Annotated in this window: 15 protein-coding genes; 12 read left to right on the top strand and 3 right to left on the bottom strand. The window is 71.5% G+C overall.

All coding sequences use genetic code 11. The features are described 5' to 3' along the window. Positions 1-33: 33 nt before the first annotated feature. The 3 genes from VGD70_RS24765 to VGD70_RS24755 are packed head-to-tail and all read left to right on the top strand — an operon-like array spanning position 34 to position 2,536. Positions 34-981: an EamA family transporter gene (locus VGD70_RS24765; protein ID WP_331085312.1), complete on the top strand. Its 948-nt coding sequence runs from the start codon at positions 34-36 to the stop codon at positions 979-981. Continuing rightward, entirely contained in the window at positions 978-2,204 is a 1,227-nt protein-coding gene (locus VGD70_RS24760) for a winged helix-turn-helix domain-containing protein (protein WP_331085310.1), read from the top strand. The genes VGD70_RS24765 and VGD70_RS24760 overlap by 4 nt, the downstream gene beginning before the upstream one ends. 59 nt (positions 2,205-2,263) lie before the next feature. Then, positions 2,264-2,536, top strand: a complete 273-nt coding sequence (locus tag VGD70_RS24755) for a hypothetical protein (RefSeq protein ID WP_331085308.1) — start codon at positions 2,264-2,266, stop codon at positions 2,534-2,536. 96 nt (positions 2,537-2,632) lie between these two features. Here VGD70_RS24755 and VGD70_RS24750 read toward each other — a convergent pair whose 3' ends face one another. Both VGD70_RS24750 and VGD70_RS24745 read right to left on the bottom strand, forming a co-directional pair. Further along, on the bottom strand, positions 2,633-3,535 hold the full coding sequence (locus VGD70_RS24750) for a DUF4097 family beta strand repeat-containing protein (RefSeq protein ID WP_331085306.1): 903 nt from the start codon (positions 3,533-3,535) through the stop codon (positions 2,633-2,635). Between the two features lie 5 nt (positions 3,536-3,540). After that, entirely contained in the window at positions 3,541-4,083 is a 543-nt protein-coding gene (locus tag VGD70_RS24745; RefSeq protein ID WP_331085305.1) for a toxin-antitoxin system HicB family antitoxin, read from the bottom strand. A 172-nt stretch (positions 4,084-4,255) separates the two neighbouring features. Between VGD70_RS24745 and thyX the strand changes: the two genes are divergently transcribed. Continuing rightward, positions 4,256-5,008 carry an FAD-dependent thymidylate synthase gene (gene thyX / locus VGD70_RS24740; RefSeq protein ID WP_331085303.1) on the top strand — a complete coding sequence of 251 codons (753 nt, stop codon included), beginning with the start codon at positions 4,256-4,258 and terminating at the stop codon, positions 5,006-5,008. 4 nt (positions 5,009-5,012) lie between these two features. After that, a complete protein-coding gene (locus VGD70_RS24735) occupies positions 5,013-5,408 on the top strand; it encodes an ACT domain-containing protein (protein WP_331085301.1) in 396 nt (131 codons plus the stop codon). Here VGD70_RS24735 and VGD70_RS24730 read toward each other — a convergent pair. After that, positions 5,405-6,427 carry a DNA polymerase IV gene (locus VGD70_RS24730; protein ID WP_331085299.1) on the bottom strand — a complete coding sequence of 341 codons (1,023 nt, stop codon included), beginning with the start codon at positions 6,425-6,427 and terminating at the stop codon, positions 5,405-5,407. The two genes, VGD70_RS24735 and VGD70_RS24730, sit on opposite strands and share 4 nt — an antisense overlap. Before the next feature lie 33 nt (positions 6,428-6,460). Between VGD70_RS24730 and VGD70_RS24725 the strand changes: the two genes are divergently transcribed. The 7 genes from VGD70_RS24725 (at position 6,461) to VGD70_RS24695 (ending at position 14,076) form a co-directional block, all read left to right on the top strand. Continuing rightward, positions 6,461-7,960 (top strand): serine/threonine-protein kinase, encoded by a 1,500-nt coding sequence (locus tag VGD70_RS24725; protein ID WP_331085297.1) that lies wholly within the window; start codon positions 6,461-6,463, stop codon positions 7,958-7,960. A gap of 24 nt (positions 7,961-7,984) precedes the next feature. Then, on the top strand, positions 7,985-8,611 hold the full coding sequence (locus tag VGD70_RS24720) for a TIGR03085 family metal-binding protein (protein WP_331085295.1): 627 nt from the start codon (positions 7,985-7,987) through the stop codon (positions 8,609-8,611). A 71-nt stretch (positions 8,612-8,682) separates the two neighbouring features. Continuing rightward, the gene (locus VGD70_RS24715) at positions 8,683-10,170 is read left to right on the top strand and encodes a protein kinase domain-containing protein (RefSeq protein WP_331085293.1); all 1,488 of its coding nucleotides are present in this window, start codon (positions 8,683-8,685) and stop codon (positions 10,168-10,170) included. Positions 10,171-10,203: 33 nt separating this feature from the next. Further along, positions 10,204-11,217 (top strand): 4-hydroxy-tetrahydrodipicolinate synthase, encoded by a 1,014-nt coding sequence (dapA, locus tag VGD70_RS24710; protein WP_331085291.1) that lies wholly within the window; start codon positions 10,204-10,206, stop codon positions 11,215-11,217. Continuing rightward, complete coding sequence (locus tag VGD70_RS24705) at positions 11,214-12,896, top strand: ribonuclease J (RefSeq protein ID WP_331085289.1); 1,683 nt, start codon at positions 11,214-11,216, stop codon at positions 12,894-12,896. The genes dapA and VGD70_RS24705 overlap by 4 nt, the downstream gene beginning before the upstream one ends. 183 nt (positions 12,897-13,079) lie before the next feature. Then, entirely contained in the window at positions 13,080-13,922 is an 843-nt protein-coding gene (locus VGD70_RS24700; protein ID WP_331085345.1) for a helix-turn-helix transcriptional regulator, read from the top strand. Continuing rightward, complete coding sequence (locus tag VGD70_RS24695) at positions 13,810-14,076, top strand: DUF397 domain-containing protein (RefSeq protein ID WP_331085287.1); 267 nt, start codon at positions 13,810-13,812, stop codon at positions 14,074-14,076. Before VGD70_RS24700 ends, VGD70_RS24695 begins: the two co-directional genes overlap by 113 nt. Positions 14,077-14,181 lie beyond the last annotated feature (105 nt).

Genomic DNA, 14,181 nt, shown 5'->3' with positions numbered 1-14,181 from the left:
GTTTTTGTCGGTGGTTCGTGCGATCGTGTCGGTGTGAGTGACATCGTGATCGACACCCCCGCGGCGGCCACCCGGCCCACGTGGCTCGCGTGGGCCTCGCTCGGCGTCGTGTACGTCGTGTGGGGGTCCACCTACCTCGCCATTCGGTTCAGTGTCGAGACCATGCCGCCGCTGCTCTCGGCCGGCGCGCGGTTCGCGGTGTCCGGCGTCCTCCTCTGCCTGGCGGTGCTGATCTTCGCCGGGCCGGCCGGGTTCCGGATGACCCTGCCGCAGTTCGGCACCGCCGCGCTCGTCGGCATCCTGCTGCCGGCCTGGGGCAACGGGCTGGTCGTCGTCGCCGAGCGGCATGTTGCTTCCGGGCTCGCGGCGCTGCTCGTGGCGAGCATCCCGCTCTACGTCGTCGTCCTGCGCCGGGTCGTCGGGGAGCGGCCGCCGCGGGTCACGTTGGTCGGCGTGCTCGTCGGGGTGGTCGGCCTCGTCGTCCTGCTCGTCGGCGGGCCCGTCGCCGGCGCGCACGGCGCCGCGTGGTGGGGGCCGTGGCTCGTACTCCTCGCCGCGTTCGGCTGGGCGTGCGGCACGGTCGCCGGCTCGCGATTACCCGTCCCGCCCAACCCGGTCACCTTCTCCGCCGTCGGCATGCTCGTCGGCGGCCTGGTGCTCACCGCCGGGGGAGCGGTCCGCGGCGAGCAGCTCCACCTCGCCGCGGTCAGCACCAGCTCCTGGCTCGGTTGGGTCTACTGCGTGCTGTTCGGCTCGCTCGCGTTCAGCGCCTACGTCTACGCCCTCGGCCGGCTCCCGGTGTCCACTGTGGCCACTTACGCCTACGTCAACCCGGTCATCGCCGTGCTGCTGGGCGTCTCGCTCGCCGACGAGAGGTTCGGCATCGCCCAGCTGGCCGGCGGGTTGATCGTCCTGTGCGCGGTCGTCCTCGTGGTGCGCGCGGAAAGCCGAGCCAAGGTCCCGGAAGGAACAGCGAGATGACCACCACGATCACCGCGGCCGCGGCGCGCCGGACCGCCTTGGCGGCACAGGGTTTCGTGGACGCGCGGCCGGCCGGCGAGGTCACCCGCCGGCACCTCAAACGCGTGCTCGATCGGGTCCGGCTCATCCAGCTGGACTCGGTCAACGTCGCCGTGCGCGCGCACTACATGCCGCTGTTCAGCCGGCTCGGCGCGTACCCCGCGGCGCTCGTCGACGACGCCGCGTGGGACCACCGGCCGCGCCGGCCGCGCATGCTCGTCGAGTACTGGGCGCACGAGGCCAGCCTGCTGCCGGTCGAGGACTGGCCGCTGTTCCGCTGGCGCATGCGCGGCTACGAGCAGCGCCTCGGCCAGCGGTACGCGTCCCTGCTCAAGGGCTCGCCCGGCCTGTTCGACGACGTGCTCGCGGCGGTCAAGGACCTCGGCCCCATCGGCGCCGGCCCGCTGGAGCAGGAGCTCGGCATGACCGGCCGGCGCGCCGGGGGCGGCTGGTGGAACCGGTCGTCGGTCAAGCACGCGTGCGAGTACCTGTTCGCCGTGGGGGAGCTCACCACGGGCGCGCGGCGCGGTTTCCAGCGGCTGTACGACTTACCGGAGCGCGTGCTGCCCCCGGAGATCCACGGCGCGCCCGAACTGTCCACACAGGACGCCATCCGCGAGCTGACCCTGCGCGCCGCCACCGCGCACGGCATCGCCACCGAGCCCGACCTGCGCGACTACTACCGCATCAAGCCGCCGGAACGCAGCCGCCAGGCGGTCGCCGAGCTGGTCGAGGCGGGCCTGCTGGAGGAGGTCGCCGTCCACGGCTGGTCGCACCCGGCGTACCGGCACGTCGACGCCCGCCAGCCGCGCCGGGTGGTCGGCCGGGCCCTGCTGTGCCCGTTCGACCCGCTGATCTGGGAGCGCGCGCGGACCGAGCGGATCTTCGGCTTCCACTACCGCATCGAGATCTACGTCCCCGAGCCCAAGCGGGTCTATGGCTACTACGTCTTCCCGTTCCTGCTGGACGGCGAGCTGGTGGCCCGTGTCGACCTGAAGACGGACCGCGGCAACGGCGTCCTCCGCGTCCGAGGCGCCTTCGCCGAGCCGACGGCCCACGCCCCCCGCGTGGCCGCCGAGCTGGCCGCCGAGCTCCAGGTGATGGCCGAGTGGCTGGAGCTGGACAAGGTCGAGGCCGAGGACAGGGGCTCGTTGGCCCCGGCCTTACGCGCGGTCCTCGGCTGACGAAGTGGTCCTCGGCTGACGCGGTGGTCCTTGGCTGGCGCGGTGGCATGGTGGACGGCATGCGCTTGGTGACGTGGCTCGGTGGGCTCGGGTGGGCGGGGTCCTGGTACCTGATGTACCTGGAGGTCACGCGCTGGCACCACGTCAAGCCGTCGCTCGCGTTCAACTCGGAGCTGCCTTCGGTGGGCGGCATGCGACCGCATCCGGGGTTGCCGCTGATCCTGCTCTACGTCGCCTGCGTCGCCGCGCCGCTCACCGTCGTGGTGGGGCTGGTCATGCGCTACCGGGCCGGGAGAAGCGAAGAGGCGGGGAGACGCGAAGAGGCCGGGTGACGCGCGGAGCTGCGCGCCACCCGGCCTCCTCCACCCCCTGTATCCGCGAAAGCGTGTCCGCGAATGCATGTCCTGCGAAGGCGTGTCCGCCAACGTTCAGTCCGCCGCGGTGGTCACCAGCGCGGAGCCGGAGCCGGTCCGTCCGCGAACCCGCAGCCCGGGCGCGGACGACGGCGGGTTCACCGTGAGGTCGAGATCGCTGCGGGCCTCGCCCGAGCCGGAGGACAGGTCGACCTCCGCCGGGCTGCCCTCGTGGATGCCCACGCGGATGGCGCCGGACCCGGTGTGGAGCTCGAGCTGGCCGGCGGACGCGTCGGCGATCGTGACGTTGCCGCTGCCCGTCCGGGCCAGCACGTCGCTCGTGATGGCGCCCAGCCAGATGTCGCCGCTGCCGGTGACCACCGTGCTGACCCCGCCGATCGCGGTGATCTCGACGTCGCCGCTGCCGGTCTTGGCCCGCACGCCGGCCGCCATCGGACCCAGGCGCACCACGCCGGAGCCGGTGTCGATCTTGGCGCTGCCCTCGGCCTGGTCGGCACTGATGCGCCCCGACCCGGTCTGCAGCTCCAGCCGCCCGACCGCCCCGCTGACCACGACGTCACCCGAGCCGGACTTGGCCGTGACGTGGCTACCCACCGGCGCCTGCACCGACACGGCGACCGACACGTTGCGCAGCTGCACCTCCTTGGGCGCGCGCACCACGAGCCGCCCACCGCTGAGGTCGATGCGCGTCTGCCGCACCGCCTCGGCCGGCACGCTCGCGGGGATCACGTCGCCCAGCTGGTTGCCGAACTGGTTGCCCAGCCACGACACCAGGCTCGACACGCCCTGCGAGAACGGGCTGGCGCCGGACGGGTCGTGCCGCACCTCGACGTGCACCCCCGGCTCGTCGACGAGCCGCACCTCGATGCGCCCCGGCCCCGTGCTCACGTCGATCTCGACAGGCCCGTCGGTCTCGAAACTCTGTTGCCGGACAACGTCCTCGGCATCCTCGGTCATCTGGTTCACCCCTCGTACCAGCCATGCACTCGGGAGGACGACGAGCTCTGCCCGCCCTTGTGCTCCTGTGCCCACTCGTTCCAGCCGTAGCGGCCCCAGTCCTTGCCACGGCCACCGCGGCCCTTGCCGTGCACCGCCCCCTGAAGGGCCTGCTGCACGAACGTGTTCAGCGACACCCCCTGTGCCGCGGCGGCCTGCTCGGCCTTGCTCTTGAGCTGCTCGAACAGCCGAAGCGTCATGCGGCTCATGTCCCCGCCCTCGTCCGGCGGCTGCTCCTCCGCCCGCGGCGGCGGCTCATGCGGCGCGGCGGTGCTGGTGACGACCACCTGCACGTCACGCCCGTCGAGCCGCACATCGACGACGTGATCCTCCAGCGAGGCGGTGACTTCGGCGGCGAGGTCGGAAAGGGCGTTCATGATCGCCAGCCGCGCGGCGGGCTCGAGCGCGGCGGCGAGCACCGCGGCCGCGCGCCGGGTGTTCTCGTCGCCGGCGGAGGCAGCCGTAGAGAGGTCCTCCCGCAAGGCGGCGACATACGGTGTGAGATCCATGATGTCACTATGACGTCAGATCTGACATCAGTCAAGTGCCGGAGACGTCATGGTGATGTCACGATGGCGGAGTCTCCTGAAGAGAACGAGCGAGCGCCTCTGATCGCTCCCGGGCCGGCGGACTTCGTGTCGGCGTCCTCGGGGTGGGTTCGGCGCGGTTAAAGTGCGAGGCATGACGGAGACGGTGTCGCCCAAGGTGCAGCTCATCGCGAAGACCGAGTTCTTCCCTCCCGCCGACGTGCCCTGGTCCACCGACGCGGACGGCGGCGAGGCGCTCGCCGAGTTCGCCGGGCGCGCCTGCTACCAGTCGTGGAAGAAGCCGAATCCCGTCACCGCCACCAATGCCGGCTACCTGCGGCACATCCTCGAGGTCGGGCACCTCTCCGTCCTCGAGCACGGCACCGTCACCTTCTACATCACCGGCATCTCGCGCAGCCTCACCCACGAGCTGATCCGCCACCGCCACTTCTCCTACAGCCAGCTCTCCCAGCGCTACGTGCCCGAAAAGCACGCGAAGATGGTCGAGCCCGAGGTCATCGCGAGCGATCCGGTGCTGCACGAGAAGTTCCTCAAGGCCGCCGAGGCCGGCGTCGCCGCCTACACCGACCTCCTCCAGGGGCTCGAGGAGCACTTCGCCGACGTCCCCAACGCGACGCTGCGCCGCAAGCAGGCCCGCCAGGCCGCCCGCGCCGTCCTGCCGAACGCCACCGAGACTCGCATCGTCGTCAGCGGCAACTACCGCGCCTGGCGCCACTTCATCGCCATGCGCGCCAGCGAGCACGCCGACGTCGAGATCCGCGAGCTCGCCGTGGAATGCCTGCGCCAGCTGCACAAGGCGGCCACGAACGTCTTCGACGACTTCGTCATCTCCACGCTGCCGGACGGCACCGAGGTCGCCTCCAGCCCGTTCGTCACCGAGGGCTGACGCGATGCGGAGACTGGTCGTCGACGTCGGGGCCGGCGACTACACCGTCCTGCGCCTGCCCGCCGGCAGCGTCCCTCCGACCGATCTGTTCACCCTCGGCGGCCCGGTCGTCGTCTCGGTCATCAGCTCGCCGGACGGCGTCACCGTCATCTGCCCGACCCGCGTCGCCCCCGGCGCGCAGACCCGGGAGGACGGCTGGCGGCTGCTCTCGGTCCGCGGCCCGCTGGAGTTCGCGCTCACCGGGATCATGGCGGCCCTCGCCGGCGAGCTCGCGGCGGCCGGCGTTAGCCTGTTCGCCGTCTCGACCTACGACACCGACCACGTCCTCGTGCAGGCGACCGACCTCGAGCGCGCGGTCCTCGCCCTGCGCGAGGCCGGCCACGAGGTCACCCCGCTCTAGCTGGCGAACTCCGCCCGCACACCCAGCAACCGCACCGGCCGGTCGTCCTCGAAGCGGGCGAGTACCTCCAGCGCGGCGCGTTCCAGGTCGGCCGCGTCGCTGGTCGGCGACGGCAGGGTCATGCTCCGCGTGTGCGTGAAGAACGGCGCGAACCGCACCTTCACCGCCACCCGCGCGGCCGGCCGGCCCTCCGCCACCACGTCCTCGGCCACCCGCCGCGCCAGCAGCGACACCTGCGCGGCGATGTCCGCCGCCAGCACGAGATCCTCCTGGAACGTCGTCTCCCGGCTCCGCGACCGCGCCACCCACGGCGTGCTCACGACCTCGGTGCTCCCCGCGCCCAGCGCCAGCGTCCGGCACCACGGCCCGATCGTCGGCCCGAGGCGCGCGGCCAGCACGGCCGGGTCGGCGCGCGCCAGCTGCGCCACCGTCGTGTAGCCCAGCTCCGCGAGCTTGCGGCCGGTCTTGCGGCCGATGCCCCACAGCGCCTCGGTCGGCCGGTCGCCCATCACCGCGACCCAGTTGTCCCTGGTCAGCTCGAACACCCCGGCAGGCTTCGCGAACCCCGTCGCCAGCTTCGCGCGCAGCTTGTTGTCCCCGATCCCCACCGAGCACGACAACGACGTCCGCGACAGCACCGCCTCCTGGATCGCGCGGGCGAACGCCCACGGGTCCCCGGTCGACACCCCCAGGAACGCCTCGTCCCACCCGAGCACCTCGACGACCGCGTCGAACGACCGCAGCACCGCCATCACCTCGGCCGACGCCGCGTCGTAGGCCGGCGGGTCGTGCGGCAGGAACACCGCGTCCGGACACCGCCGCGCGGCCAGCCGCAGCGGGATTCCGGAGTGGACACCGAACTCCCGCGCCTCGTAGGACGCCGTCGCCACCACCGCCCGCTGCGTCGGGTCGCCCGTGCCGCCCACCACGACCGGCTTCCCGCGCAGCTCAGGCCGCCGCAGGACCTCGACCGCCGCGATGAACTGGTCGAGATCGACGTGGAGGATCCAAGCGGCCATGACGACAGTGTGGCGCGCAGTAGCATTCCGCGCGTGAGCCAGCCGGAACAGCAGCAGACCACGCCGCAACGGGTGATCGCCGGGCGCTACGTCGTGCTGGACGAGATCGGCCGCGGCGGCATGGGCATCGTCTGGCTGGCCCAGGACCGCACGATCGGGCGCCGCGTCGCGATCAAGGAGCTGCACCTGCCCGCCGGCGTCCCCGACGACGAGCGGAAGGTCCTCGAGGAGCGCGTGCTCCGCGAGGCCCGCGCGGCCGGCCGGCTCAACGACCCGGGTGTCGTCACCGTCTACGACGTCCTGCAGGAGTCCGGCAACACCTACATCGTCATGGAGCTCATCCAGGCCCCGACGCTCTCCGCGATCGTCGCCCGGCAGGGCCCGCTGCGCCAGGACGCCGTCACGCGGCTGGCCGAGCAGCTGCTGTCCGCGCTCGAGGCCGCGCACGCGGCGGGCGTGATCCACCGGGATGTCAAGCCCAGCAACATCATGGTCCTGCCGAACGGCCGGGTGAAGCTGACCGACTTCGGCATCGCCCAGTCCACCGACGACCCGCGGCTGACCACCAGCGGCATCCTCGTCGGCTCGCCCAGCTACATCGCGCCGGAACGCATCCGCGGCGGCGAGGCCGACGCCGGCTCCGACCTGTGGGCGCTCGCCGCCGTGCTGTTCTACGCCGTCGAGGGCCACTCGCCGTTCGAGCGCTCGTCCACCGCCGCCACGATGCACGCGATCCTCAACGAGGTCCCCTACCTCACCCGCGGCCAGGGCCCGCTCGCCTCGGTGATCATGGGGCTGCTCAACCAGACCCCGCAGGCGCGCCTGTCCGCCGCCCAGGTCCACGGCTTGCTCGCCCAAGCAACCCACACCCCGCCGGCCGGCACCCAGACCGTGCCGCACGCGAGCTACAACGGCGGCACCGCGCTGTACCCGAACGCGACACCGAACGCGACCCAGGTCGCCGGCCGCCCGCCCACCGCGCCGGGCCGCAGGCGCTGGCCGGTCGTGCTCGTCGCGGTGCTCGTGGTCGGCGCGTTCGTGGGCGGCGCGTTCGCCGGCAAGGCCCTGCTCGTCGACGAGCCGCCGGTCGACGCGGCCAAGGGCGCCACGCTGACCTACGGCAAGGGCGGCGGCGACATCCCGGAGTTCGCGCTCAGCCAGGGCGCCTGCCCCACCGCGCGGTTCGAGAAGGGCCGCAGCTACCCGTCGGACAGCAACAGCGCCTGCGAGGACCCGCACGAGTTCGAGGTCATCGAGCTGCCGTTGTTTCCCTCCGACGCGGACTTCACCTATCCCGGCGGCGAGCTCCGCGGGATCGCCGAGTCCTCCTGCTCGCTGTACTTCCGCTCGCCCGTCGTGGCGGCGCCGGACAAGGAGCAGGCGCTGTCCTACCTCACCCTGTTGCCCACCAAGCGGTCCTGGGACGACGCGGCCAACGACAACTCCGACGACGGCGGCGACCGCACGGTCTACTGCCTCGTCGCCAGCCGGCAGAACCGGCAGCTCGACAAGGTCCAGCTCCGGCAGCAGTGAGCTACCCACGGCTAGGCTCGGCGTATGGCTGTCTCCACCGATGAGCGTGCGGCGCTCTGCGACCTGTTCACCGAGCTGGGGCCCGAGCGGCCCACGCTCTGCACGGGGTGGCAGACCCGCGACCTCGCCGCCCATCTGGTGGTCCGCGAGCGGCGGCCCGACGCCGCGCCCGGCATCCTGATCAAACCCCTCGCCGGCTACACCAAGCGCGTGCAGGACACCTACGCGCGCAGGCCGTGGGCCGAGCTCGTCGACCTCGTCCGGCAGGGGCCGCCCGCGCTCTCGCCGACCCGGATCCCGGCCGTCGACAAGCTCGTCAACTCGGTCGAGTTCTACGTCCACCACGAGGACGTCCGGCGTGCCCAGCCCGGCTGGAAGCCCCGCGACCCCGATCCGGAGCGCGACGCCGTGCTGTGGGCCGGCGTCACCCGTGCGGGCAAGATGACGTTGCGCCGCAGCCCCGTCGGCCTCGTGCTGCGCACGCCCGACGGCCGGGAGGCGGTCGTCAAGCGCGGGCCCAACACGGTGCTCGTCACGGGCGAGCCGGGGGAGCTGCTGCTGTTCGCGTTCGGCCGCGACGAGGTCGTCCTCGACTTCGAGGGCGAGCAGGACGCGGTCGCGCGGGTCAAGGGTCTCACCCGGAGCTTCTGAACGCCCGGCGCCTGCGAACCCAGGGGAACCTGACATCCTTCTGCCCGGTCGGAGGTGCGGAGGAGGTCGAGGTGACACAGGAACCGACGCAGACGGTCCCGGCCGGGCCACGCGTGATCGCCGGCCGGTACACCCTGCTGAGCGAGATCGGCCGCGGCGGCATGGGCATCGTCTGGCTGGCCGAGGACCGCACGATAGGCCGGCGGGTGGCGGTCAAGGAGCTGCACCTGCCCGCGGGCGTGCCCGACGACGAGCGGAGCGTGCTCGAGGAGCGGGTGCTCCGCGAGGCCCGGACCGCGGGCCGGCTCAACGACCCCGGCGTCGTCACGGTGTACGACGTCGTCCAGGAGTCCGGCGACACCTACATCGTCATAGAGCTCCTCGAGGCGCCCACGCTCTCGGCGATCGTCCGCCAGCAGGGCCCGCTCCCACCCGACGCCGTCGCGCGGCTCGCCGAGCAGCTGCTCTCCGCGCTCGAGGCGGCGCACGCGGCCGGGGTGGTGCACCGGGATGTCAAGCCCAGCAACATCATGGTCCTGCCCAACGGCCGGGTGAAGCTGACCGACTTCGGCATCGCCCAGTCCACCGACGACCCGCGGCTCACCACCAGCGGGGTGCTCGTCGGCTCGCCGACCTACCTCGCACCCGAGCGGATCAAGGGGGAGGAGGCCGACGCCAAGTCCGACCTCTGGGCCCTCGCCGCGGTGCTGTTCTTCACCGTCGAGGGCCACTCGGCGTTCGAGCGCTCGTCGACGGCGGCCACGATGCACGCGATCGTCAGCGAGGTCCCCTACCTCACCCGCTGCCAGGGCCCGCTCGCCTCGGTGATCATGGGGCTGCTCAACCAGGTCCCGGACGCCCGCCCGTCCGCCGAGCAGGTCCGCGGCCTCCTGGCCCAGGCCACCTACACCCCACCCGCGGGCCTCGCGGCCGCCGAGACCAGCCGGCTCGGCCCAGCCCCGTACCCGATCACCAAATGGAGCACCGCCCCCAACAGAGAGCACCGCTCTCCCGCAAGGTCGGTGCTCACAATAGCGATCGTCGCTGCCGTTTCGGCCGGCCTCTTCCTCGGCGGCTTCTTCACCCACCAGGCCGTCCAGCCCGCCGCGGACAGCGGCCGCCCGGCCAACCTCGACCCGGCCATCACGTACGGAAAAGGCGGCACCCTCCCCGAGCTGAGCTGGAGCTCCTACCCGGCCGGCGCCTGCGTCAACGGCCGCCTGGCCCAGGGCCAGCGGATCACCGCAAGCGCCCAGGTGGACTGCGCCGAGCCCCACGACCTGCAGTTCTACCACTCCGAGGTCCAGCTGCGGGTGCCCCAGGAGTACGAGGAGTTCCCCGACTCGAAGTACCCCGGCGCCGACCAGCTGACCGCGTTCACCGAGCCCCTGTGCACGTTGATCTTCCGGTCCGACCTCCTGGAAGGCGACAAGCAGGCGGTCCGCTACCGCGCCGTCGTCCCCACCGAGAAGGGCTGGAACGACAACCGTTCGGTCATCTGCGTCCTCTACCGCGCCGACGGCAAGCAGCTGACCCGGTCCTACGTCGCGTCGAAGTGATAGCCGGTTGGTCCAAGAGGTAGCGTCTTGGTCATGAACACGTGCCCGACCGCCAGGCCAGGACGGCCGTTCGGACAAGTGCTGACCGCGATGGTGAGCCCGTTCGACGCCAGCGGCAAGCTCGACCTCGACGCGACCCAGCGGCTCGCCGCCCACCTGGTCGACCTGGGCAACGACGGCCTGGTGGTCAACGGCACCACCGGCGAGTCGCCGACCACCTCCGACGACGAGAAGCGCGACGTCGTCCGCGCGGTCGTCGACGCCGTCGGGGACCGCGCGAGCGTGGTCGCCAGCGTCGGCACCTACGACACCGCGCACTCCGTGCACCTCGCACGCGAGGCCGAGCAGGCCGGCGCGCACGGCCTCCTCGTCGTCACCCCGTACTACTCGCGCCCCCCGCAGGCCGGCCTCCTCGCGCACTTCACCGCGGTGGCCGACGCCAGCGGGCTGCCCAACATGCTCTACGACATCCCGCCGCGCTCGGTCGTGCCCATCGAGGTCGACACGCTGCGCCGGCTCGCCGAGCACCCGCGCATCCAGGGGGTCAAGGACGCCAAGGGCGACCTGTTCGCCGGCAGCGAGGTCATCGCGAGCACCGACCTCGCCTACTACTCCGGCGACGACGCGCTCAACCTGCCGTGGCTCTCGGTCGGCGGCGTCGGCTTCGTCAGCGTCATCGGGCACGTCGTGGCCGGCCGGCTACGGCGCCTGCTCGAGACCTACGAGAGCGGCGACGTCAGCACCGCCCGCACCGTCCACCGTGGACTCCTCCCGGTGTGCCGGGCCATGGGCCGGGTCGGCGGGGTCATCTTCGGCAAGGCCGCGCTGCGGCTGCGCGGCCAGGACGCCGGCGACCCGCGGCTTCCGCTCCCCCCCGCCACCACCGAGCAGATCGCGGTCATCGCGGCGGACCTCGGGGACGCGGGCGTGCCGCTCGCCGACGCGCCACCGTCCAATGTGGCCGCAGCCAGGGTGGCCCAGGCCGACGCCGCAGCGGCGTACGTCGCCACCACCACACACACGAGCGCCGGGCAGGTTCATCGGTGACATACGGACAGATAGAGCCGCCGCCCCCGTTGGCCGACGGCGGCCTCCGAGTGGTCGCGCTCGGCGGGATCGGCGAGGTCGGCCGCAACATGACCGTCTTCGAGTACGGCGGCCGGCTCCTCATCGTCGACTGCGGGGTGCTGTTCCCCGAGGACCAGCAACCCGGCGTCGACCTCATTCTCCCGGACTTCCGCGCCATCGAGCCGCGGCTGCACGACATCGACGCCATCGTGCTCACCCACGGGCACGAGGACCACATCGGCGCCGTGCCGTTCCTGCTGCGCCAGCGGCCGGACCTGCCGGTGGTCGGGTCCCGCTTCACGCTCGCGCTCGTGGCCGCGAAGTGCAAGGAGCACCGGCTCAACCCGACCCTGGTCGAGGTCGTCGAGGGCGGCCGCCGCTCGTTCGGCGAGTTCGACTGCGAGTTCTTCGCGGTCAACCACTCCATCCCGGACGCGCTCGCGGTCGCCATCCGCACGCCGGCCGGGCTGGTGCTGCACACCGGCGACATCAAGCTCGACCAGCTGCCCCTCGACGGCCGGCTCACCGACATCGCGGGCTTCTCCCGGCTCGGCGACGAGGGCGTGGACCTGTTCCTCGTCGACTCCACCAACGCCGAGGTCCCCGGGTTCGTCATGGCCGAGCGCGAGATCGGCCCGGTCCTCGACAACGTCATCGCGCGCGCGGAGAAGCGCGTCATCGTCGCGTGCTTCGCCAGCCACGTGCACCGCGTGCAGCAGGTGCTCGACATCGCCCAGCAGCACGGCCGGCGCGTCGCGATGGTCGGCCGGTCGATGGTGCGCAACATGGGCATCGCCACCGAGCTGGGGCTGCTGCGGGTGCCCGACGGCCTGCTCGTCGATCTCGACGAGGCCATGGAGCTGCCCGAGCGCAAGGTGCTGTTCGTGTCGACGGGGTCGCAGGGCGAGCCGCTGTCGGCGCTGTCCCGGATGGCCCGCGGCGAGCACCGGCAGATCCGCATCCGGCCCGGCGACACGGTCGTGCTCGCCAGCTCGCTCATCCCCGGCAACGAGACGGCCGTGTTCGGCGTGGTCAACGGCCTCGCCCGGCTCGGCGCCAACGTCATCCACCAGGGCAACGCGCGGGTGCACGTGTCCGGCCACGCGTCGGCGGGGGAGCTGCTGTTCCTCTACAACGCGGTGCGGCCCAGCAACGTCATGCCCGTGCACGGCGAGTGGCGGCACCTGCGTGCCAACGCGGCGCTCGCGGTGGCCACCGGGGTGCCGGCGGCGAACGTGGTGCTGGCCGAGGACGGCGTCGTCGTCGACCTCATCGACGGCCGCGCGCGGATCACCGGCCGGGTCGAGGTGGGCCACGTGTACGTCGACGGCCTCTCGGTCGGCGACGTCGGCGAGTCCACCCTGTCCGACCGGCTCATTCTCGGCGAGGGCGGCTTCATCGCGATCACCGTCGCGGTGGACTCCAACACGGGACGGGCACTCGGCCCGCCGACGATCTCCGGTCGCGGCTTCTCCGACGATCCCAAGGCACTCGACGAGGTCGTGGCGCTGGTGGAGATGGACCTGTCGCACCTGGAGTCCGAGGGCATCACGGACTCGCACCGGATCGCGCAGTCGGTGCGCCGCGTGGTGGGCCGCTGGGTGGCGGACACCTACCGGCGACGCCCCATGATCGTGCCGACGGTCATCCCTGTCTGATGTCGCGGTCTGATGTTGCTCTGAATTGCGCGTCCGCAATTGCAGACAATTGCAGACTCCCTCTGAGTGAATTCGTCGCGGCGTTGTCCCGGACGGGCCGGTTCGCGTTCTAGGTTCGAATGTATGAACGATCTAGAACCGACCATTCGGTCCAGGGAACTTGGTTTGGCGTTGTCCCGCAGGATGGCAGCCATCGACATGAGTCAGATCGAGCTGGCACGCGAGCTCGACTGGTCGCCGAGCATGGTGAGCCGGATGATATCCGGCAAACGGCCGGTCAGTGCCGAGCTCATGTCGGGTGTGCTGGGCGTCCTGCGCATCACCGGCGCCCAGCGCCGGGAGCTGATGAGGATGGCAAGGCGCGCAACGGAACTCGGCTGGTGGCAGGAGTACGGCAACCGCCTCCCGCCGGAGCTGACGACGCTCAGCGCTCAGGAGGACTCCGCGATCGCGATCAGCAGCTTCGAAATGGTGGTCATACCAGGATTGCTGCAGACCGCCGAGTACATGGGCGCGCTCATGGCAGCCAATCCATCGATTCCGGGCGCGGAGACCCAGCAGCGGATCGAGGCTCGCTTGCGGCGGCAGGAGGTGCTCGATGGGAAGCGCCCGCCGGATTGCACGTTCTTCATCGACGAGTACGCGATTCGCCGTACCGGTGGTGGTCAGGAGGTCATGTCCGGCCAGGTGCACCATCTGTTGGCCATGTCTGTGCGACACAATGTCGAAATTCGCGTCGTCCCCGAAGCAGCCGGGTTTCACGCAGGTCAACAAGCGTTCCAGCTCATGGAGTTCACCGAGATCAACCCGGTTCTGTTCATGGAGAACATGACCTCGGTGCTGTTCCTGGAGCGCGAGGACACCATCACGGCGTTCCGCACGACCGTCACCGAGTTGAGTAAAGTTGCGCTGGATGAGGGACAGTCCCGCTCTTGGCTTGCCACCCTGGCAAGTGAGTTGGGGGCGTCGCGAGAGGACCGTCATGCGCAACGTCCAGCCGCAATCTTTGAGCTGGAGGAAGAGTAGCCGGAGCAACCCCACGAACTGTGTTGAGCTGGCCTGGCCGGCTGAGGCTGGGGCCGTCCGCGACTCGAAGAACGCGGGTGGCCCCATCCTTGTGTTCGACCGCGCCGCGTTGGCCGGCTTCGTGTCAGCGCTGGGCGGCCGCGGCGAGCAGTAGGGCGCAGCCGACCGTGAAGATCTGACGCAGCAGGGCGCGTCGTGCCTTGCGTTGCTCTCGCCGGGTTGGCGTGTTCATGGCCGGTCACCTACTCACGAGCTGGGT

The sequence above is a fragment of the Actinophytocola sp. genome (assembly GCF_036402745.1).
Classification (GTDB): Bacteria; Actinomycetota; Actinomycetes; order Mycobacteriales; family Pseudonocardiaceae; genus Actinophytocola.
The sequence above is the reverse complement of the archived record's forward strand: the minus strand, read 5'-3'. Positions and strand labels throughout refer to the sequence as shown.